This window comes from Pedobacter sp. SG908, assembly GCF_011759615.1.
GTDB lineage: Bacteria > Bacteroidota > Bacteroidia > Sphingobacteriales > Sphingobacteriaceae > Pedobacter > Pedobacter riviphilus.
This window is the reverse complement of sequence record NZ_JAAOYY010000002.1, coordinates 743,996-766,761: the sequence shown is the minus strand read 5'-3', so window position 1 is coordinate 766,761 and position 22,766 is coordinate 743,996. Positions and strand designations below refer to the sequence as shown.

General features: G+C 36.1%; 18 protein-coding genes. 11 read left to right on the top strand and 7 right to left on the bottom strand.

Translation table 11 applies throughout. The features are described 5' to 3' along the window. The first annotated feature begins 33 nt into the window (after window positions 1-33). The 5 genes from FHT21_RS18260 (at window position 34) to FHT21_RS18240 (ending at window position 6,230) form a co-directional block, all read left to right on the top strand. Entirely contained in the window at window positions 34-909 is an 876-nt protein-coding gene (locus FHT21_RS18260) for a glycosyltransferase family 2 protein (protein ID WP_167296177.1), read from the top strand. 47 nt (window positions 910-956) lie between these two features. After that, window positions 957-2,024, top strand: coding sequence for a glycosyltransferase family 1 protein (locus FHT21_RS18255; RefSeq protein WP_167296176.1), 1,068 nt, complete (start codon window positions 957-959; stop codon window positions 2,022-2,024). Between the two features lie 251 nt (window positions 2,025-2,275). Beyond that, entirely contained in the window at window positions 2,276-4,111 is a 1,836-nt protein-coding gene (locus tag FHT21_RS18250; RefSeq protein WP_167296175.1) for an ABC transporter ATP-binding protein, read from the top strand. An 8-nt stretch (window positions 4,112-4,119) separates the two neighbouring features. Next, window positions 4,120-5,283 (top strand): glycosyltransferase, encoded by a 1,164-nt coding sequence (locus FHT21_RS18245; RefSeq protein ID WP_167296174.1) that lies wholly within the window; start codon window positions 4,120-4,122, stop codon window positions 5,281-5,283. Beyond that, the gene (locus tag FHT21_RS18240; RefSeq protein WP_167296173.1) at window positions 5,280-6,230 is read left to right on the top strand and encodes a hypothetical protein; all 951 of its coding nucleotides are present in this window, start codon (window positions 5,280-5,282) and stop codon (window positions 6,228-6,230) included. The genes FHT21_RS18245 and FHT21_RS18240 overlap by 4 nt, the downstream gene beginning before the upstream one ends. Before the next feature lie 33 nt (window positions 6,231-6,263). Here the strand turns inward: FHT21_RS18240 and FHT21_RS18235 are convergent, their stop codons facing one another. Beyond that, a complete protein-coding gene (locus FHT21_RS18235) occupies window positions 6,264-7,373 on the bottom strand; it encodes a glycosyltransferase family 4 protein (protein ID WP_167296172.1) in 1,110 nt (369 codons plus the stop codon). Between the two features lie 206 nt (window positions 7,374-7,579). Between FHT21_RS18235 and FHT21_RS18230 the strand changes: the two genes are divergently transcribed. After that, the gene (locus tag FHT21_RS18230) at window positions 7,580-8,434 is read left to right on the top strand and encodes an alpha-1,2-fucosyltransferase (protein WP_167296171.1); all 855 of its coding nucleotides are present in this window, start codon (window positions 7,580-7,582) and stop codon (window positions 8,432-8,434) included. Next, on the top strand, window positions 8,431-9,438 hold the full coding sequence (locus tag FHT21_RS18225; RefSeq protein ID WP_167296170.1) for a glycosyltransferase: 1,008 nt from the start codon (window positions 8,431-8,433) through the stop codon (window positions 9,436-9,438). Before FHT21_RS18230 ends, FHT21_RS18225 begins: the two co-directional genes overlap by 4 nt. On the opposite strand, the gene FHT21_RS18220 is transcribed toward FHT21_RS18225, so the two are convergent. Beyond that, window positions 9,435-10,526, bottom strand: a complete 1,092-nt coding sequence (locus FHT21_RS18220) for an acyltransferase (protein ID WP_167296169.1) — start codon at window positions 10,524-10,526, stop codon at window positions 9,435-9,437. The genes FHT21_RS18225 and FHT21_RS18220 overlap by 4 nt on opposite strands. Before the next feature lie 224 nt (window positions 10,527-10,750). Here FHT21_RS18220 and FHT21_RS18215 point away from each other — a divergent pair, with 224 nt between their 5' ends. Continuing rightward, on the top strand, window positions 10,751-11,494 hold the full coding sequence (locus FHT21_RS18215) for a DUF268 domain-containing protein (RefSeq protein WP_167296168.1): 744 nt from the start codon (window positions 10,751-10,753) through the stop codon (window positions 11,492-11,494). 141 nt (window positions 11,495-11,635) lie between these two features. Here FHT21_RS18215 and infB read toward each other — a convergent pair whose 3' ends face one another. The 4 genes from infB to FHT21_RS18195 form a co-directional block, all read right to left on the bottom strand. Further along, a complete protein-coding gene (gene infB / locus FHT21_RS18210; protein WP_167296167.1) occupies window positions 11,636-14,734 on the bottom strand; it encodes a translation initiation factor IF-2 in 3,099 nt (1,032 codons plus the stop codon). A 62-nt stretch (window positions 14,735-14,796) separates the two neighbouring features. After that, window positions 14,797-16,041, bottom strand: a complete 1,245-nt coding sequence (gene nusA, locus FHT21_RS18205; RefSeq protein WP_167296166.1) for a transcription termination factor NusA — start codon at window positions 16,039-16,041, stop codon at window positions 14,797-14,799. Between the two features lie 2 nt (window positions 16,042-16,043). Next, entirely contained in the window at window positions 16,044-16,508 is a 465-nt protein-coding gene (rimP, locus tag FHT21_RS18200; protein WP_167296165.1) for a ribosome assembly cofactor RimP, read from the bottom strand. A gap of 121 nt (window positions 16,509-16,629) precedes the next feature. Continuing rightward, entirely contained in the window at window positions 16,630-17,061 is a 432-nt protein-coding gene (locus tag FHT21_RS18195; RefSeq protein WP_167296164.1) for a hypothetical protein, read from the bottom strand. A gap of 18 nt (window positions 17,062-17,079) precedes the next feature. Here FHT21_RS18195 and FHT21_RS18190 point away from each other — a divergent pair, with 18 nt between their 5' ends. After that, complete coding sequence (locus tag FHT21_RS18190) at window positions 17,080-17,424, top strand: phage holin family protein (protein WP_167296163.1); 345 nt, start codon at window positions 17,080-17,082, stop codon at window positions 17,422-17,424. Between the two features lie 67 nt (window positions 17,425-17,491). Here FHT21_RS18190 and FHT21_RS18185 read toward each other — a convergent pair whose 3' ends face one another. Beyond that, on the bottom strand, window positions 17,492-18,631 hold the full coding sequence (locus FHT21_RS18185; RefSeq protein ID WP_167296162.1) for an acyl-CoA dehydrogenase: 1,140 nt from the start codon (window positions 18,629-18,631) through the stop codon (window positions 17,492-17,494). Between the two features lie 194 nt (window positions 18,632-18,825). On the opposite strand from FHT21_RS18185, the gene FHT21_RS18180 reads away from it, so the two are divergent. Both FHT21_RS18180 and FHT21_RS18175 read left to right on the top strand, forming a co-directional pair. Beyond that, on the top strand, window positions 18,826-19,902 hold the full coding sequence (locus FHT21_RS18180) for a helix-turn-helix domain-containing protein (protein WP_167296161.1): 1,077 nt from the start codon (window positions 18,826-18,828) through the stop codon (window positions 19,900-19,902). A gap of 108 nt (window positions 19,903-20,010) precedes the next feature. Next, window positions 20,011-22,389, top strand: a complete 2,379-nt coding sequence (locus tag FHT21_RS18175) for an outer membrane beta-barrel family protein (protein ID WP_167296160.1) — start codon at window positions 20,011-20,013, stop codon at window positions 22,387-22,389. Window positions 22,390-22,766 lie beyond the last annotated feature (377 nt).

Genomic DNA, 22,766 nt, shown 5'->3' with positions numbered 1-22,766 from the left:
AACAAAAATTATTAGCTACAAAGCGCCCCCATAATGAAAGTTACCGGTTTTACCTTTTTAAGAAATGCAATTGTAAACGATTATCCGGCAAAAGAAGCGATACTTTCTGTGCTTCCATTATGCAACGATTTTATTGTCGCGTTGGGGAACTCTACAGATGAAACTTCTGAAATGGTTAAAAGCATCGATCCTAAAATCAGAACAATTGATACCGTTTGGGATGACAACATAAGGGAAGGGGGGCGTGTTTTTGCCGACGAAACCAACAAAGCCCTGGCTCAAATACCATCGGATACCGATTGGATGATCTACATTCAAGGTGATGAAGCCATCCATGAAGATTATCTTCCGCTGATTAAAAAAGAAATGGAGCAGGAGCTTAACAATCCGAATGTGGAGGCCCTCTTGCTAAAGTATAAACATTTTTACGCTTCGTACGATTATATCGCTGAATCGAGGCGCTGGTACAGAAGAGAAGTTAGAATTATCAAAAACCTGCCGGGCGTACACTCCTACCGCGATGCGCAAGGCTTTAGGATTAATGATAGAAAACTCAGGGTTAAATTAATTGATGCATACATTTATCATTACGGCTGGGTAAAACCACCCAAAGGCTTGCAAGGCAAGGTTCGAAATTTTAACCAATTTTATCAAACAGAAGAGTGGATTGAAGAAAACTACCCCATACAGGAAACCTACGATATGCACAATGCCGATCGTTTGATTCATTTTAAAGGTAGCCACCCAAAAGTTATGCAGACAAGAATTGCAGCCGCAAACTGGAAATTTGAAAAAGATTTAACCAAGGAAACGCCAAAAATGAATTTCCGAAGGAGCGTTTTGCAAAAAATTGAAGATTTAACCGGATTACGCTTGTTTGAATACCGAAATTATAAAATTGTAAAATAAGCCTCAATTTAAATCTGCCTATATTTGCACCATTAAATTACATATTAATGAAAAAGCCCAATGTCTTAGTAACCTTCGATTCGATGAAAGATGCCAATTGTGGTTATTTTTCCTTCGGAAAAGGATTGGGTGATGCATTGATCCAAGAAAACAAAGGGAAATTTAAGCTCAAATTTTATCTTTTTAAACACACTCAATATCTTTTTAATGGTTTGGTTGATATCATTTATCTATCCAGGCTAGATCGGCTATTCTTTAAGGGAAAAAATGACTTTGATGTTGTTCATCTCTCTGATCAAACCTGCAGATTAAGACCAAGCAGGGTAAATGCAAAAAAAATAATGACTGTTCACGACATGAACAAGGTGCATTTAAAATTTAGCAAACCGCACAGAATCCAGGTTTATTTAAAAAAACTTGGCAGACTGGTATCGCAATGTGATAAAATTGTATGCATATCGCAGTTTGTTGCGAATGATGTTGTTAACTACTTCCCTGAGGCAAAAGAAAAAGTTAGTGTTATTTATAATGGTGCAGATAAGTTGATTGCAGATGAAAAACACAACCCGAGCTTTGTTCCACCAAAGCCTTTCTTATTTACTATAGGATTATTATCGGTACAGAAAGGATTTCATCTGCTGCCTGCTTTGTTAAAAGGGAATGACTTTCATCTCGTTATTTCGGGCAAAGAAACCCCGCATAAACAAAGGATTTTAGAAGAAGCTGAAAAATATGATTGTTTAAACAGGGTACACATCACGGGCCCAATCTCTGATGAAGATAAAACATGGTATTACAAAAATTGTGATGCTTTTTTGTTCCCATCTGTTGCCGAAGGCTTCGGCTTGCCTATTATTGAAGCAATGCATTTTGGAAAACCTGTTTTTCTATCAAAATTCACTTCACTCCCCGAAGTTGGTGGCGATGTTGCCTATTACTTTGATAATTTCGAACCTGAACACATGCAAGATGTATTTAGAGATGGAATGGTAGATTTTGCTCAAAATAACCGCTCCAAAGAAGCAATTGCCCAGGCAGAAAAATTTTCGTGGGAAATAGCAGCCAAGCAGTATTTGAATTTATATCAGGAATGCTTGAATAATAGAGAAAAATAGCGTTTCTTCTTTGTTACTTTTTATATCACTTCAGAATAACAAACTCATCAGTCCAATGCATATCAATTTGCCTTCATTGATGTATCATTTCGTTATACAGCGCGCTCCTTTTAAAATTAGATAATTGTAATTTTAATTGGGTAAAGCTCCGAGTCCTTATTCATATATCTGAAAAACCGTACATTTGCCCGAACTTTATTTTAATTTTTTACGGCTGGGTACTCCCTAAGTTCCGTTATATACCATACTTAATGAAAACTTATTTTCGTTTATTATCATTTGCCAAGCCTATTGAAAAGTTTGCCATACCTTACGTTATTGCAACCTTACTTTCTATTCTATTCGGAACCTTTAACTTGGCTTTGTTATCGCCGCTGTTCGAGACACTTTTAAACGCAAACAAACAAGCTTGCCAAACGCCAAGCTTAACAGATAAAGCAGCCTCCTCATTTAGCTTATTGGGTAAATTAAGGGATTTTGTTAACTATTCAATAAAGGTTAACACTATAGAAAGTACGCTGATGTACATCTGTATTATCATTGTTATCTCTGTATTGCTTTCCAATTTATTCAGGTATTTTTCTCAACGTTACATGGAGGATTTGAGAGTCCATACGTTGCTAAATTTTAGAAAGCGGGTATTTAACAACGTGATGAATCTTCATGTAGGATATTTTAACAATGAGAGAAAAGGCGATATTATTTCTAAAGTAGCCTCTGATGTACAGGTGGTTCAATTTACGGTTACCAATACATTACAGGTTGTTTTTAAAGAACCCGTAACACTAATTGTATATATTATTCTTTTATTTAATATTTCAGCAAAGCTTACCTTATTCTCTTTACTGGTAATCCCAATTTCTGCATTTATTATCAGTAAAATTGTAAAAAGGTTAAAGCAGCAGGCAAAAGAATCGCATGAATCTTTTGCGAAGATGATTGGCTTTTTAGATGAGGCATTAAGTGGGATTAAAATCATAAAGGCCTTTAATGCAACGGAACGAATTAAAAACAAATTTAACCAGGAAAATATATACTATTCCAACTTAACACGCAAAATGGTTAGACGCCAACAACTCGGCTCACCAGTTTCTGAATTTTTAGGTGTTTTAATGATTTCTATTATCGTTTGGTATGGTGGATCATTAATATTACATAATGATAAAAATGCCTTAACCGCATCAGATTTTATTGCCTACATCGCAATTTTTTCTCAGGTAATGCGTCCTGCAAAAGCATTAACAGATTCATTTAGTGGGATACACTCTGGAATTGCAGCAGGAGAACGGGTTTTAGAACTAATCGACACTAAACCGTTATTGGTTAACCAGGCAGGTGCTAAAGTGCTTGATGGTTTTAACAGTGCAATTACTGTTCAAAATATATCATTTAATTATGGAGAAAAACAAATCCTAAACTCGATAACCTTCGATATTGAAAAAGGAAGAACGATAGCCTTGGTTGGCCCTTCAGGAGGAGGTAAAAGTACATTAATGGACCTCCTACCACGTTTTCATGATCCAAAATCGGGAGCAATCAAAATCGACGGCCATGATTACAGAGATCTTACCGTAGAAAGTATCCGTTCGCAAATGGGGATTGTTAACCAGGAATCTTTTCTATTTAACGACAGCATTTTTAATAACATCGCCTTTGCTAAACCTGATGCTACAGCGGAAGAAGTAATTGCAGCAGCGAAAATTGCCAATGCGCACGATTTTATCCTCAATACGGAAAATGGCTATCAAACTAATGTCGGCGATAGGGGTAATAAATTATCTGGTGGACAGAAACAACGGGTTTGTATTGCCCGGGCGGTTTTAGCCAACCCCCCAATTATGCTTTTAGATGAAGCCACATCAGCACTGGATACAGAATCTGAAAAATTGGTACAGGAAGCTTTAAATAATTTAATGAAAAACCGTACTTCAATCGTTATAGCACATCGTTTAAGCACCATACAACACGCTGATAAAATTGTGGTGATTGATAAAGGCGAAGTTGTAGAAAGTGGGAACCACAACGAATTAATGAATAAAAATGGTTTATATAGACGTTTAATTGACATGCAGGCCTTTAACGACTAAACATTTAGATGAAGAAAGTATTATTTTTTATGCCCGATAACCCGCTAAAAAAAAATGCAGGGAATAGAACCAGGGCTTTAAGCATGTTGGGCTACTTTAAATCAAGAAATTTTGAAATTGATTTTGTAAGTGAATATTATACCGGACGCTGGAACGAAACAGACATTAAAGCATTTGAACAAGCTAACCTTGCTGATAATACTTACGTAATTAAAAAAAAACCTACAAAAAAAAACATCTTATATTACCTGCTTTTTTATAAGCTGCCAAATTTTTTCTATTCAAATAAGGCCTGGTTTTTTCCGCTTCAATTCCCGGAGTTGGTTACCTTAAGGTTTAAGCGAGCTTTCAAGAAAATCTTAAAAAAAAACGACTACGATTATATCTTTATTAACTATGCCAGCTGGGCTACTTTGGTAGAGCACAATCCTTTAACAAAAAAAGCAGTAACGGTAATCGACACACATGATTTTATAACAGCCCAACTTCAAAGAAAGGTTAATATCGGGCAGTCTTTTAAAGAAGAAATCAGAAGGATTTCCTTATTTGATATTGCTTTGGCTATTTCTGTAGAAGAGCAGTATATTTTTAGCCAGTTTTGTAAAAACAAGGTTGTTTTAGCACCAATGATGCTTGATAAACCCAAAAGCATTGGCACTATTGAAGAAAAATCATTTGATTTGATATATGTTGCAAGTGATAACATACACAATCAAAAATCTGCCGATTGGTTTTTTAATGAGGTATACCCATTGTTACCTGCCAATGTGCAAATATGTGTTATTGGGCAGATCAATGAGCATCTTTCTATCAAAGCACCCAATATTACCTCAGTAAACTTTGTTGAAGATCTATCAACCTATTACCTTAATGCTAAAGTTGCATTATGCCCCATGCTAACGGGTACCGGCACTAAGATAAAAGTAGTTGAAGCGCTATCTTACGGCATGCCGGTGGTTTGTAATACAAGAGGTATAGATGGATTGATTGACAAAAACAACAATGGTTGTTTGGTGAGTGACGATGCTGTTGAATTTAAGAATAACATTATGAAACTGCTAACAGATGCATCTGTGTATCAAAAACAGGCCAAAAATGCATTGGCTACTTTTAACATCAGTTACGAGAAGGAAATTTGCTATAAAAATCTTGACAAACTATTTCAGAAATGACCTTATTTTTTACTGTAGTCACTACCAATTATCTGCCTTTCGCCGTATCATTATTAGATTCAGCTAAACATTTTCATCCGGAATTTGAATTTTACATCTGCCTTGCAGATTACTTAACCAATGAAGAAATTGCATCAAATGATCTGATGCAGAAATATCCAATTATCCAGCTTCATGAGCTAGGGATTGAGGAATTTGACTTCATTACTCAAAATTACAATCCAATGCAGTTAGCAAACTGCTCAAAAGTATTGTTTGCGAAACATTTCCTTGATCAGAAACACATTGATCAGGTTATTTTTTGCGATTCGGATACTTACTTTTTTGGGAAACTACCATCAAGTACAACTAATGAAGGAGAGATTGTTCTCAGTCCACATTTTACGCATCCACCAAGTGTTGATATGAAGCGCCAGGAACTGGAAGTACTAAATGCTGGATTATATAATGGTGGTTTTTTTAAATTGAGAAAATCTCATGAAACCGACCATTATATTACCTGGTTAAGAGAACGATCTGTTAAAGAGTGTATATACGATTTTAAAAGAGGGTTTTATGGGGAACAATTGTGGTTAAACCTCGTTCCTTTGTATTTTAAAAATGTGTTTGTAGAAAACAATATAGGAATAAATGTTGCCTATTGGAATCTGCACGAGCGAAATATCTCATGGCATGATGGAAGATTTTTCGTTAATGATGATGTACCGCTTTGTTTCTTTCATTATAGCGGCTGGGATTATAACAATCCATCAGAAATTTCTAAATGGAGCCTGTTTACGGCAGATATGCGCCCAGATTTAAAGCATTTATTGGAAAAGTACTATACTGCATTGAAAAACAACGGTTACGAACTTTATATTAATAGACAAAACCATTATACGAGCAATAACAAATCACAAAAAAAATCTTTTTTTAGCACCTTAAAAAATAAGTATTTTAAACGCTAAGTGATTTAATTAGACAGTCTTTTAACCATATTTTTAATTCATTTCATCCAAAATATCCTCTAAAATTGCAACTTGCTTTTTTACTTCGTAGCCTAGTGCCTGTTTCTTAATCTCTTCTTTATTGAAGGCTAAAAGATTATTTTCAATCTCCTTCATTGCATTAGCTAAATCCTCAATTCTCCAAGAATTAACAACCTTACCCGTATGTGGCTGTACAAATTCACTAATCCCTCCCGAGTTAAATCCTACAATCGGTTTCCCTAAGGTAGCGGCCTCCAGCATTACCAATGGGAACGAATCTTCTCTTGATAGCAGCAAGAAGGCATCGGCTGAGTTAAGATAATTATAATATTCCTCCCTTTGAACACCTAAAAATTTAACCCTATCGGGGAAGTTAGCTTGTAAAGCCGTCTCTGTATAATAATATAAGCCGGTATGTTCATCTCCTCCAATCCAAATAAACTTAAAATTTTGGGGGACCACTTTAAGCAAAGCAACTAAAAAATCAATCCCTTTTATTAAAGATGTTTTCCCTGAAATCGCCCACACAAAATCATTGTTACTAAAACCAGTAGCAGCCTTTACCTCTGTAGCTAATTTTGTGTAAGTTATTTTATCAGTATCAACAAAACCATATAACAGTTTCACGTCCGTTCTCCCCATATCTCTTATCTTATTACAAACAGCTTCAGAACAGCCAATAAGAATTGATGAATAGTTGATAATTCTTTTTAAATCATTATAGGTAATGAAATTATAGGCAATTGTTAGTTCGTGCACATGGGTTATAATTTTAACCCCTAATTTTTGTGCTATTTCATAAACCTCAGGAATTATAATGGTATTAACATACCAAAAATCAATATGATTCTTTTTATGAATTTGTTTTAACTGATATTCCAGTGGATTAATCTTAAAAGCTTTTAAAGCTGCTCTAAATGCCTTTCGAAATAAATTTTTACTCTTTTTGTATGGTAAAAAGTATTTAATATCTGTGGGCAAAACATCAATTAACTCTCCCCTTTCTTTACAGAATATTAAAGGGGTAAACTTATTTTTATTCAGATGATTTAAGGAATACCACAAAAGCATTTCTGAACCTCCTCTACCTAAATTTTGTGTTATAAATAATATTCTTTTCATCAAAAAATAATCAATTGAATAAAAATAAATCAACTAATTTGTATAGTTCTACTCAAGACGCAAAATAAAGAATAAATAACTTAAAAATTTTATTTCGTCTTATTTAGATTATTTTATTTCGCTTTCGTGGTATCTTCGCAACTTAATAAATTCATCTTACGGAGTAAAAAATGGCAATTTTATTCAAAAACAACTAATACTTATTAATGAAAATTGTAAAATTATTGGGTGGTTTAGGTAATCAAATGTTTCAATATGCTTTCTACAGATCGTTACAAAATAGTGATCTAAAAGTTTATGCAGATCTATCTGATTTTGAAGAATATCCTCTACATAATGGTTACGAACTGGAAAGGATTTTTAATTTAAACGTTAAAACTCCTAGCGAATTTATTCTGAATCTGTTCAGGCCCAATCAATCAAAATGGATCTTTAGAAAACTGAAAAGAATTTTAAACTTAAAAAACACATACAGGGCAGAGGAAAATGAATTTATGTTCGATGCATCATTTTTAAACAATGCCAATAATTATTATTTTGGGTATTGGCAAAATGAAGGTTATTTCCTGAATATAGCAGACAAAATAAGAGATGATTTCAAATTTCCAGAAATTAAGGGAGTAGAAAATCAAACCGTAATGCAACAGATCATAAATAATGAAAGTGTAGCAATCCATGTAAGAAGAGGAGATTATTTAAAAGATCCTTTACTAGGTAACATTTGCAATTTAGATTATTATGAGCAGGCAATATTAAGCATAAATTCAAAAATTAAAAATGTCCAATTCTTTGTCTTTTCGGATGATATAACCTGGTGCAAACAAAATCTAAAATTAGAAAATGTCACCTATATCGATTGGAACAAAAAAAACAATAGCTATATCGATATGCAGTTAATGAGCAACTGCAAACATAATATTATTGCAAATAGCAGTTTTAGTTGGTGGGGGGCATGGTTAAATAACAATACCGGCAAAATGGTTATTGCGCCAAAAAAATGGACAAACAACCGCTCTGTTGATGATACTGACATTTGCCCAAAAAATTGGATTAAGCTATGAAAAACCCTAAAATAACGGCTTTTATGGCTGCGTACAATGCTTCAGACTACATAGCAGAATCGATATCAAGCGTTTTAAACCAAACATTTAAAGATTTCGAATTTATTATTATTGATGATGGATCAACAGATGATACGGCTTTGGTTGTTAAAAAATTTAGCGATAGCCGGATCCACTTTATTCAAAATGACGGTAATAAAGGGATACCTTTTACAAGAAACAGGTTACTAGATTTAGCCCTAGGTGAATACATTGCCGTTTTAGATAGTGATGATATTGCCTATCCTGACAGGTTTCAGTTACAGTTGAACTTTTTTTCCTCACATCCCGAAGCTGCATTATGCGGAGGACATGGCAAAATCATTAATAAAAATGGAATTGAGACTGATAAAAAAATAATTGTACCAACCGATGATTTGGTAAATATGCGCATGTTATTTAGCAATCCTTTCATAAATTCCAGTGCGATGTTTAAAACTCAAGTCTTTAGAGAATTTAATGGCTATAGAAATTTTGCATTAGCTGAAGATTTTGACCTTTTTATAAGGATTTCCGAAAAATATAAAGTAGCAAATATTGACGCCTTTTTGGTTAAATATAGAATACATGGCGAAAATATAACCATAAAAAGATCGAAAGATCAAGAAAAGCATGAATTGGACATTCTTAAAAACATGCAGGAAAACCTAGGTATTTCGTTTAACACAAATACCTTAAACCTACATAAAGAGTTATTTATGAATAATTTAAGTGACACTCACTTCCCCGGATATTTTGACCTATTGGTAGCGATGAAAACTGCAAATATGAAATCTAAAAGATTCGATGTAGCTAAAATGAACCAATTTTTATTTAATAAATGGTATGAAATACTACTATCAAAAAGATCAAACATTAACGCATTAAACTGGTATTTTAAAAAAGAATTATACCGTTCGGAATATTCTACTTTCAAACAGTTGCGGAAAATGTTTAAAAGTAGTTTTAGGGGATTGATCAATTAATTCCCTACCATCCACTTCATTTTTGTTTTACCAATGGCTTTTGTTAGGAAAAAACTCACCCCATAGGTAACTAAAAACCTAAACAACAGTATTGCCGTATTTAACCATACGCTAAATTCCAGAAAGTTTAACTTTAATGGCTGAAAAATTAAGGGAAGCCCTCTGCCAATAATGACCACATGGATCAGGTAGATACCGAATGTGGTTTCCCGAGGTCTTAAATTTCGCTGGAGCCAGTTTAAACTACCTACTTTTAACAATAATACAAACATTATTAAAGAGTATATAATATTACTAAAACGTAAGGTATTGTATGCGTCTTCTATACCAATGCTATTAAGATATGTAGATTCTCCAACGGCAATACAAAAGGTAACAACTGCTAAAAGTATTATTTTAAACCACGAAGTAGCCTTAATAATCGCCATTACCTTATCGTAGTACTCATTAAAATAAACACCCAGCCATAAATAAAACACAAATCCAAAAATTGCGGTAGTATGGGTTGTCGCAATCCAGCCTTGATAAATGTTTACACTATAAAACAGCGAAAATAACGCCAAAACTAAACCGAACCAAAGGTTATATAAATATTTTTTAAATAGTAATAAAATGGTAATACAGATAAGAAAGTTAAGGATAAACCAATAAGGACTAATGAGTACTAGATGAACAAAGGTTTCGTAAAAATATAGAAAAAAATTAGATCCTATCAATCCCATTACACTTCCTCTCGCATGCGCAATAAAACGGTCTAATACACTTAACATAATTAATATGCATATCCAAAATAACCATGGTCCGATGGTTTTCTTAAATCTGTTTCTTAAATATTGGAAAGGTGTATATTCATCAAACTTATGGTTAATTAAAAACCCACCGATTAGAAAAAAAGCAATTGTACTGAACTTAAAAGATTGTAGAATACAACTTTCAAAAATGTTTTGGAACTGACTGGTATAGTGATTTGGAGGAACAACTCCACAATGCTCAATAACGATCCCGATCATTGATATACACCTGATGGTATCAACAAATGAAAAGTTTTTTGCTTTAGGTATTATTAAATTGGTCGGTTCAGTATCCATTAAATATCATTTTAATACAATTTGCGAATATCTACAAAAAATGACCTTAAATAAAAAATCAAGCAACCTTTAACATACATGTATAAAGAATATTACCTATACGGAATATATTTATAAGAGTTATTTTACACTGCTATAAGTTTATATAATTTAATATTAAGTACGGCTGAAAGATTTCATTAAATATTACATTATCTTCGCTATGCTAATAATTAGGATTCCTTATGATTAAAAAAATAAGAAAAGCATTTTTTAAAGACAATTCCAGTATACTAAGATTCAAAGCAGAATTTAAGCAGTTGCTTGCTGAAGAAAAGCATACAAAAAAGCGTTTTTCTTTGGATGAGGAAAATCATTATCCATGTTTATTTGATAACACAGAGAAAACGGGCTTTGATAGGCATTATGTTTATCATCCTGCCTGGGCAACCAGAATCATCATAAACAATAAACCTTCCAAGCATATAGATATCTCTTCTACGCTTCATTTCTGTTCTATGCTCTCGGCAATTTTACCTGTTGAGTTTTACGATTACCGGCCGGCAAAACTTGAGTTATCAAATTTGAAATCATTGCCTGGGGATTTAATGAATTTGCCCTTCGAATCAAATTCAATTGAATCATTATCCTGTATGCACACTGTAGAACATGTGGGCTTAGGAAGGTATGGAGACCCACTAGATTATGATGGTGATATTAAAGCGATAAATGAATTAAAACGCGTTTTAGCTCCTAAAGGTACACTGCTGTTCGTAGTGCCGTTGGGTGCTAAGGATACAATCTGTTTCAATGCACACCGGATCTATTCAAAAGAACAGGTGCTTAACTTATTTTCTGATTTAGAATTAAAAGAATTCACATTAATTCCCGAAAATGAAGAAGATGGAGGATTGGTTAAAGATCCGGATCAGGAACTATTAAATAAACAATTTTACGGTTGCGGTTGTTTTTGGTTTGTTAAGGAATAAAATTAGCTATAAAAAAGGGCTCAAAAATTAATTTGGACCCTTTTTAGCATATTATCCGATATTTTTAAGATAATTTTTCGGATAAATACAAAAAAAGTGGCCCTTTTGAGGCCACTCTAATCTTTGTAATATACTGTAAAATTACAGTTTTCTAGCTATTTCTACTTGTTCGTAAGCTTCTACGATATCGCCAACTTCGATGTTGTTAAAGTTCTGAATGTTTAAACCACACTCGTAACCTTTACTAACTTCTTTCACATCATCTTTAAAGCGTTTTAACGATGCCAGTTCACCTGTGTACACTACAACACCATCTCTAACGATACGGATCTTGCTGTTGCGGGTAATCTTACCATCCAATACCATACAACCTGCAATGGTACCCACTTTAGTGATTTTGAATGTTTCGCGGATCTCAACGTTAGCCACAATTTTCTCTTCAAATTCTGGATCCAACATACCTTCCATTGCCGATTTAATCTCATTGATCGCATCGTAAATGATAGAATATAAACGGATATCAATCTGCTCCGCTTCTGCAAGTTTACGTGCACCTGTTGATGGACGAACCTGGAAACCGATGATAATGGCATCAGAAGCCGAAGCTAACAATACATCAGACTCTGAAATCTGACCAACCCCCTTACTGATGATATTGATCTGAATCTGCTCAGTTGATAATTTCAACAATGAATCGGCTAAAGCTTCGATCGAACCATCCACATCACCTTTAACAATGATGTTAAGCTCTTTAAAGTTACCGATAGCTAAACGACGACCGATCTCATCCAATGTAATGTGTTTCTGTGTACGTAATCCCTGCTCGCGTTGTAACTGCATCCTTTTGTTTGCAATATCGCGTGCTTCGGTTTCACTTTCTAAAGCATTAAATCGATCACCTGCTGTAGGTGCACCTTGCATACCCAACACCTGTACTGGTTGTGATGGACCTGCTGATTCTACTTTAGCACCACGCTCATTGGTTAATGCTTTTACACGTCCGCTGTAACTACCTGCTAAGATTGGATCTCCAACTCTTAATGTACCTGCCTGAACCAATACCGTAGTTACAATACCACGTCCTTTATCTAAAGCCGACTCAATTACAGTACCTGTAGCTCTCTTGTTCGGATTTGCTTTCAGTTCTAATAATTCAGCTTCTAATAATACTTTATCTAAAAGTAAATCAACATTTAAACCGCTTTTGCTTGAGATTTCCTGCGATTGATATTTACCACCCCAATCTTCAACCAAGATATTCATTACTGATAATTGCTCGCGTACTTTATCTGCATTTGCACCTGGTTTATCTACTTTAGTGAAAGCAAACACCAATGGTACGCCTGCTGCCTGCGCGTGATTAATCGCCTCTTTTGTTTGAGGCATCACTGCATCATCCGCAGCAATAACAATAATGGCAATATCTGCCGCCTTAGCACCACGTGCACGCATCGCTGTAAAGGCCTCGTGACCTGGTGTATCCAGGAAAGTTACTTTTTTACCAGAAGGAGTAGTTACCATGTAAGCACCAATGTGCTGGGTTATACCACCCGCCTCACCAGCTACCACATTCGCTTTACGGATATAATCCAGCAATGAGGTTTTACCATGATCTACGTGTCCCATAATCGTAACAACCGGAGCTCTTTCGATTAAATCTTCTTCGTTATCTTCTTCCTCAATTACATTATCTTCTTCTTCATCTGGTTTAACGAATTGGATTTCGTAACCAAACTCATCGGCAACAATGGTTAAGGTCTCAGCATCTAAACGTTGATTAATGGAAACGAACATACCAAGGCTCATACAAGTACCAATAATTTTGGTAACCGGTACATCCATCATGCTCGCTAACTCGTTAGCCGTAACAAATTCTGTTACTTTTAATATTTTCGATTGCGATTCAAGCTCGTTTGCGGCCTCTTCTGCATTTGATGCTACATCATCACGTTTCTGACGACGTAATTTAGCACGCTGCGCAAATTTACCCGATTTACCCGCACCACTTAAACGAGCAAGTGTTGCTTTGATCTGATCTTGAATTTCTTTCTCAGTAGGTTCTTCTTTAGGTCCGCTTGGTGTAGCATTCCTATTTTGGAAACCTGGTCTGTTATTGTTGTTATTCCTGTTTCCTTGATAAGGAGTTCCGCCTTGTCCGGCTGGTCTGTTACCTTGGTATGGTGTACCACCAGCTGGTCTGTTACCTTGATAAGGTTGACGAGGCTGTCCTGGCGCGCCGCCCTGGCCCTGCCCTTGACCTGCAGGATTATTCTGTCCTTGCTGACCTTGACCACCATGTTGGCCTGGTTGACCAGGAGCTCCGGGTGTTTTTTTGCGTTTACGCTTACGTTTAGCGGCTTCACTATCGCTAGATGATGCTACTGGACCGTTTCTTCTATCTGGAGTTGTTGGTAAAACAATTTTACCAATAATATTCGGACCAGTTAATTTAACGGTACGTGCTTTAATAACCTCAGGCTCGTTATTTACCGGTTTTTCTTCAGCTGGTTTTTCTTCCACTTTAGGTTGTTCAACTGGTTTTACTGGCTCTACTGCTTTAACCACTGGTGTTTCTGCAGCTGGTGCAGGTGCAACAGGAGTTTCTTCCTTTTTAACCTCAACCGGTTTTTCTTCCACTTTAGGTTGTTCAACTGGCTTTACAGGTTCTGGTGCTTTAACCACTGGCGGTTCTACAACAGGCGCTGGTGCAGCAGGTGTTTCTTCTTTCTTAGCCGGGCGTGTTTTTGAGTTAAGATCATTTAAATCGATCTTTCCTACAATTTTAACTCCTGGTAGTCCGGTTTCTTCAACTTTACCTTCTGCCTTAGTTTCTTTTACTGGCTCTACTGCTGCCGCAGGTGCTGGTGTTGGCGTTTCTACCTTAGGTGTTTCTACAACCTTTGGTTTCTCTACCGGAGGGGTAAATGATTGAGCATTTTTAATTAAAATCTCTTCATTTTTCTCAAAATCGGTATTTTTCTTCGGCGCTTCTACTGGCTTTTCAGTCTCAGGCTCGTCACGACGTATTTTACCAATCACTATTTGTTTGGCTTCTTCTCTTACGATCTTATCTCCCTGATACTCTTTTAATAAGGCATTATACATGTCTCCCGTAAGTTTAAACATAGGGCTCTTCTCGGCAGAGAATCCCTTTTTGTTTAAAAACTCAACGGCCGTACCCATGCCTATATTAAGTTCTTTAATAGCTTTAATTAAAATGATTGGTTTGTCGTCTGACATTTAGCTCCTGTTATTGTTTTTTATTTAATACAAAAGTAGTGTTTATTTGGCAATTACACCACTTATTCAAATTCTGACTTCAAAATTTGAACCACTTCTTTAATGGTTTCCTCTTCAAGGTCGGTGCGTTTTACCAAATCTTCCACTGTAAGTGCTAATACACTTTTAGCAGTATCGCAACCGATAGCCTTTAATTCATCAATGATCCAGCTATCAATCTCATCTGAGAATTCTTCTAAATCAACATCCTCATCGCTTTCTTCTCCAGCTTCACGGTATACATCAATTTCGTAACCGGTTAATTTACCAGCCAGTTTAATATTGTGTCCGCCACGTCCAATTGCCAATGAAACCTGATCTGGTTTTAAGTAAACCGATGCATGTTTGGTTTCATCATCTAATTTAATGGAAGTGATTTTTGCCGGGCTCAAAGCACGGGTAATGTATAATGAAATATTATTAGTGAAGTTAATCACATCAATATTTTCGTTTTTCAACTCGCGAACGATACCGTGAATACGTGATCCCTTCATACCTACACATGCTCCTACTGGATCGATACGGTCATCGTACGATTCAACGGCAACTTTAGCGCGTTCCCCTGGTTCACGAACAATTTTCTTAACGGTAATTAAACCATCGAAAATTTCTGGAACTTCCTGTTCGAACAGGCGCTGCAAAAATTCTGGTGCTGTTCTCGAAATGATAATTTTCGGGTTAGCATTGATCATTTCTACTTTAGAGATTACCGCTCTCACAGAATCGCCTTTTTTGAAATAATCAGCAGGAATCTGCTCTGTTTTAGGCATTAAAAGTTCGTTACCTTCATCATCTAAAACCAAAGTTTCTTTCTTCCAAACCTGATAAACCTCACCAGTTACAATTTCGCCTACCCTGTCTTTATATTTTTTGAAGATTTCATCTTTCTCCAATTCCAATACTTTAGATACCAAAGTCTGGCGGGCAGCTAAAATTGCCCTACGGCCAAAACTTTCTAAGGTAATCTGTTCTACATAATCATCGCCAACTTCTAAAGTGTTATCCAATTTAGAAACTTCAGCAAGTTCGATCTCTAAATCATCATCCTCAGAAAAACCATCCTCCATTACTTTCCTCGTTCTCCAGATCTCCAAATCTCCGTTATCCGGATTCACGATCACATCACAGTTTTCATCTGTTCCGTATTTTTTACGCAACATGCTACGAAAAACTTCTTCCAGCACACTGATCACCGTTGGGCGATCTATATTTTTGAAATCTTTAAACTCTTGAAAAGAGTCGATCAAATTAATTGTTGTAGTACTCATTTTTACTTAAATGAAATTAACACACTTGTTTCTAATATATCATTAAACGGAACATCTGTTTGAATTGCTACCGCCTTTTTCCCTTTTTCTTTAACCGATTCTTCAATCAGCAGATTATTTTCTGTAACTGCCAGCAGTTTTCCTTCTTTTTTCAACCCTTCTTTTAGCTTAATGCTTACCGTGCGGCCAATATTTTTATTGTACTGACGGATTAATTTCAAAGGCTCACCAACTCCGGGCGAAGAAACTTCTAAATTATAAGCCTGCTCTATCACGTTTTCTTCTTCGAGATGAAAACCAACATGCCTACTAATGGCTACACAATCCTGTATGCTAATACCTTCGTCACCATCAACATGGATAATTAGTTTGTTGTTTGGCAACATTTTCACCTCCACCAGAAACAGCTCTGGCCGATCTGCTATTTTTTCCTCAACGAGGGCTGCAACTCTCTTTTCTACCTGCATATTTTAACCTGATTTCATAGAAAAAGGGGACACTGTCCCCTTCTCTTTTCTTCGATTACGATGCAAATGTAGTAATTTTTTAGAAAAAATCAAACACCTGTACTAATTATTATGCTGATTATTACCGTTTAAGTGTTTGTTGCTGCGCTTTTAAATTCTGCTTACCATCCCCCCTAATCAGATCGCCAACGGTTGCAAATTTTATTCCGATGTAACTCTCAACCAGATATTCTTTACCCTTAAGAAAAGGCTGATCGGGATTAAATACGACTGAATCGCCTAGTACCTTAACCTTGCCAGGCACTTCCAGTTCATCCTGTATACTGTCTAAATCGCCCGGTTTTATCAAAACAGAAACCAAATTAAGTGTGTCTGCATTAGCCCTATAGGCATTTTTAACCTGTAAGAGGTTCGCCTCATCAATATTTTTAATTATTATTGATGAACTATCTCTCGAAAACTTAATTATTGGTCTGTTGTTTGTATTTGAACATGAAAGTGCAAATAGGACAACAGCAATTGCGGCCAGGTATTTAAAAAAGCATTTAAACATTTACAAAAATAAACAATTATGAGATTTATTATCGAAATCCTTTTAACAGGACTGGCGTTTTTTATAGGCGCAAAGCTAGTACCAGGGGTAGCTATTGATGGCTTCGGGAATGCCATTATCGCCTCAGTGCTGATTGCACTTGCAAACGCAACGATTGGATTCATCCTAAGGCTGTTAACTTTTCCAATCAATTTCTTAACGCTTGGACTGGTATCATTTATCATTACCGTTTTGATGATCTTATTGGTTGATAATATGATGACCTCTTTTAACACTTCGGGCTTTATTGCAGCTGCGTTTTTGGCAATTGTAGTAGCTTTGATTAAAGCGGTATTTAGTGCTGTAGTTGGGGAGAAGGAATAGTCCGAAGTCGTGAGTCTGTAGTCATGAGTCGGATTGGACTAAGGACTACAGACTTTTGGCTAAACGACTAACGAATAACTTCTCTCGATATCACCATTTTCTGGATCTCAGAAGTTCCTTCGTAAATCTGGGTAATTTTAGCATCGCGCATTAAACGCTCTACATGGTATTCTTTTACAAAACCATAACCGCCATGCACCTGTACAGCTTCAATAGTTACATCCATAGCTACTTTTGAAGCAAACAGTTTGGCCATAGAACCGGCCTGAGTGTAAGGCAAGCCCTGATCTTTTAACCATGCTGCCTTATAAACCAATAATCTGGCAGCTTCAATCTGCGTAGCCATATCAGCCAGTTTAAAAGCAATAGCCTGATGTTCAGAAATTGGTTTCCCGAATGACTTACGTTCTTTAGCATACTGTGTAGCTAACTCGAAAGCACCTTGCGCAATACCCAAAGCCTGGGCGGCAATACCGATCCTTCCCCCTTCTAATGTTTTCATGGCAAACTTAAAACCAAAACCATCTTCACCAATCCTATTTTCTTTCGGCACTTTAACATCATTAAACATCAATGAATGTGTATCAGAACCACGGATGCCCAATTTATTTTCTTTTGGCCCAATGGTAAAACCCTCCATCCCCTTCTCTACAATAAAAGCGTTTATACCTTTGTGCTTTAATTCAGGATGAGTTTGTGCAATCACCAGGTAAGTTGATGCAGTACCACCATTGGTAATCCAGTTTTTTGTACCATTCAGTAAATAATAATCGCCTTTATCCTCTGCAGTTGTACGTTGTGAGGTAGCATCAGAACCGGCTTCGGGCTCCGACAAACAAAAAGCACCGATTTTTTCTCCCGCAGCCAATGGTTTTAAATATTTTTCTTTTTGGGCTTCACTACCATAGGCCTCTAATCCATAACAAACCAATGAGTTGTTTACCGAAACCACTACAGAGGCAGAAGCATCGATTTTAGAAAGCTCTTCCATTACCAAAACATAAGAAATGGCATCGAGTCCGCTTCCGTTATATTTTTCGCTCACCATCATCCCCAAGAAACCAAGTTCTCCAAGTTTTTTTACCTGCTCTGCCGGAAATTTCTGATGTTCGTCTCTTTCAATTACCCCAGGCTTTAATTCTTGCTGCGCAAAATCGCGGGCAGCCTGCTGGATCATTAATTGCTCTTCACTTAATTCAAAATGCATAACATTTATGTATAAAAGGTTAGTAAATCAAATGTAGCATTTCTGATCGAAATTACTATGGCTGCATAGTAATTTATTTTATCTCACAGTACTTTTATAATTTATTAAACAATTCTAAAAATATTATCATATTTAAAATGAAAGTTTTAGCTAGAATAGGCTTTGTGTTAATGTAAGATTATTATTTTTGTTAAATGAACCTAGGGCAACAAATATTATTTTTCTTTAGTGCCTTGGGTGCATTTAATGGCTTTATCATTAGTGCGTATTTATTATTCTTCAAAAAACCAAAATCCACTTCTTCTTTTTTTCTTGGACTTTTGCTTGTTTCTCTCTGTTTAAAGATCAGCAAGTCGCTTCTTTTTTATTTCTATCCGGCCTTACCTGGCATTTATATTCAAATTGGCATTTTAGGAAGTTCATTGGTTGGTCCATCTCTTTTTTATTTTATTCAATCGGCTTTGGGGCAAGGTTCAAAGCATAAAACTACACAGAAAGGAACATATCTCTTTTGGGTTTTTGCAATTGTAATTGCCAGTATCATTGCGCCATACGACAGTAAGCCTGATGTATGGGAAAATTATATTGGAAGAATAATTTCAATACAATTTACCGTTTATACTGTATTATCTGCCTGGTTGCTCAGAAATGTTTTCGGCAAAATTTTCAGCAAAGGAGGCAAGATTTCTACAAGAGAGACACTATTGCTATCTGTATTTATTGGGAATATAATAGTTCCTGTGGCATTTAAGCTATCTATCTTCTCATTTTTTAATGGCCCTTGCATAAGTGGGGCTTTATTTTTCTCAGCCGTTCTTTACTTAAACACCTTCTTGTTTATTAGCAGAAGAAAAAACAGCAATCTTTTTTCGGGCAGCCAGGATTTGGTTCGCTATGCCAACAAGAAGATAACCGAAGAACAGGCCGTGGCACTAACTGACAGACTGCAGAAGATTATTTTGGAAGAGGAGCTGTATAAGAACTCCGATCTTAAATTAAATGATTTAGCCAAAAAAATTAACATTTCGGGTCACCAGCTTTCGCAACTGCTCAACGATAATTTAGGCAAAAGCTTTGCCGCTTATATCAACGAATTTAGAATAAATGAAGCCTGCGAACTGATTGTTAACGACAGGGGCATTAAGCTCGAAGCCATTGGATATGAAGTGGGCTTTAACTCCAAATCTACTTTTTACACCGCTTTTAAAAAACACAAACAAACAACCCCGATGCATTATAAGGAACAATTATTAGTTGTTTCATCAAACTAAATTTGGTCTCGTTTTATAATTCCGAACGCCTAAATCTGAGATTCAAAACCCCTTATCCATCCTTCTCTTCTAGTTTTGGAGCATTCCGCAAAATCCAAACACACGAAGATGAAACCAACATTGCTATCCTGCCTATTCTTACTTATATCTCTATTTCTAAATGCCCAAACGATTAGAGGAAAACTCATTGATCGCAGAACCAAACAAGCTATACCTTTAGCCAATTTGGCCTTGGCTGATAAAAACCATCCAGCAGTGATCAAACATACCAATAGCGATACCACTGGTTTCTTCGAATTTCGAGGCCTGCCAAACGGAAAATACATTTTATCGGTTGCTTTAGTTGGTTATCAAAAAACACAAAAAGAGCTCTTGATAAATGAGAACAACCTGAAAACAATTGATGTGGGCCACATTTTAATGGAGGAAGACACTAACCTACTCCAAGAAGTAACCATAACAGGGGGAATACCAAATTTTAGCACAAAAAATGGTCAGATTAAAATCGGTATTGCCAATAATCTGTTTTTCAAGTCTGCTTCTAATTTGTTAGACGTGTTTAAGAAACTACCTGGCTTGCAGGTTAACGAGGATGGAACAATCTTAATGGCAAGCAGGACAACTCCAACCTTATTTGTTGATGGCAAGCCGGCAAACATGAACAATGATGAAATCATTTCCTACCTCAGCAGCTTGTCGCCAGATATGGTCGAATCGATTGAAATGATTAACCAGCCTTCATCAAAATATGATGGAGAATATCAGGGGATTATCGATGTAAAACTGAAGCGAAATCAGTCGTTAGGTTTAAGAGGCACCTATAATGCCCGTTTTCAGCGAAACAATTACAGTTTATTGGATAATAATCTATCCCTGGTGCTTAAAACAAAGCGGTTCGTGTACGACTTAAGGTTAGGCAATACCAGCGGGGGCACTTTTTATAAGTATTATTCCCTGCAATATTTAGCCAATACAAACGCCATGACTACCGATACCAGAACCATTACCTCCAACCAAAACTTTAGTGTGCAGGCAAGGGTAACTTATGAGGTAAAAAAAGGGCAAAACCTAGAAGCTTTTGTGCGCACCTACCAAATGGATAGAAATGCGGTGTCTGGCAATCAATTGCTTACCCAAACCGCTAGTTTAGATCAGACCACTGCGCTTGTTAAAAGCGACAATAATGCCTTTCCTAAGCAACATAATTATTCAGGCGGAATCAATTACGATGCGCAATTTAAGAATAGCGAACTTCACGTAATTACCTCTTTGGCCCAAATTGACAATCGGCAAACCGAAGATATTCAGAATCGTAACATACTTAACAATCAATTGTTAAATTACTGGAAAACAGGCTCCAGAAATAATATAATGATTCATACCGCACAAGCAGACTATAGCCAAAAAATAGGTAAAGGAAAATTAGAATTCGGTGGAAAATTTGCATATACAACCACTGAGAACGACCTCCGCTATGATACATTAGCCAACGATGTTTTTAACTTAGACCCTAACCGGAGTAACCAGTTCCGCTACCAGGAGTATATTGGCGCAGGCTACCTTTCTTATATTGGTCAATCGAGTAAGCTTAGTTACAGTTTAAGTTTAAGAGCAGAACATACGCACACCATATCCAATTCGATTACTACTGGCAGTATTACAGAAAAAAAGTACATAAAATGGCTCCCAAGTTTTAACATTACTTATGCCATTAACGAAAGCGAACAGCTCAGTTTCAGTTATACCAGGCGATTAACAAGGCCAACCTTCGCTATGTTAAACCCTTTTCGTTTTTACTATAGTCCAAGGCATTATTGGATAGGCAATCCTTACCTTCAGCCATCTACGACTAGTCTTTTCGCGCTGTCTTATAGTAGAAAAAGCTTTAATATTTCGCTAAATGCTGGAAAGGAAACAGATCCAATGGGCCGTTATCCCGAATATAATCCAGTAACCAATGAACTGATTTTTCTGGGTAGAAACCTACCCTACAGAAAATTTGCGAATCTACAGGTAAGCGTCCCAATAACAATGAACAAATGGTGGCGGATGAACAACAACATCACCTTCAATTACAACAAGGAGCTAACACCTTACTTTGGAAATACCTACGAAATACCCATATATAATTATACCATTAATGGCAGTCAGGTTTTTAGTTTAAAAAATTGGACATTAGACGTAAGTTATACGTACGAGTCGAAAAGTGGTAATGGACTTTATATTATGGCTCCAGTTTACGGAATTGATTTTGGTGTGCAAAAAGCCTGGTTAAAAAACAGGTTCAACACTAAACTTACGCTTTACGATGCTTTCGATAACATTAAAAGAAGGCTTATTTTTAGAGAGAAAAGTATTATCAATAACGATTTATATCACTATTTTGCCTCGCAAAGATTGGTTTTTAGTTTAACTTTTAACTTTGGGAGTTCGGCTTACAAAGCCAGGGAAAACAAAAAAAGCGATGAAGAGAACAGGGCCAATTAAAAGAAATTAATTTCCTTTTTGTTTCTTAAATAAAATCAGCATTAAGCTCTGGCAGCCTGCCGGATCATTATTATTCTTCACTTCGTTCAAAATGCATAACATTTATTCATAAAACGTTAGTAATCAAACGTAGCAATTTACCTTAAAACATTTTTCCCTGATAAAGAAATTACAGCAGCACTATTCCGGCAGTAGAAGGAGAAAAACTTATGGACAGCATAATGATTTAGACGAATCTTCTTTGGACTTTCATCGGACCTTCTTCGGATCTCAGACGGAGCAGTGAGAATAGTACCCGAAGAAAACCCACCTTATATCCGATTCAATTTTCTTTAACCGGTTAAGCTAATACCCTTTATAGGTAGCCTTATCAGAAC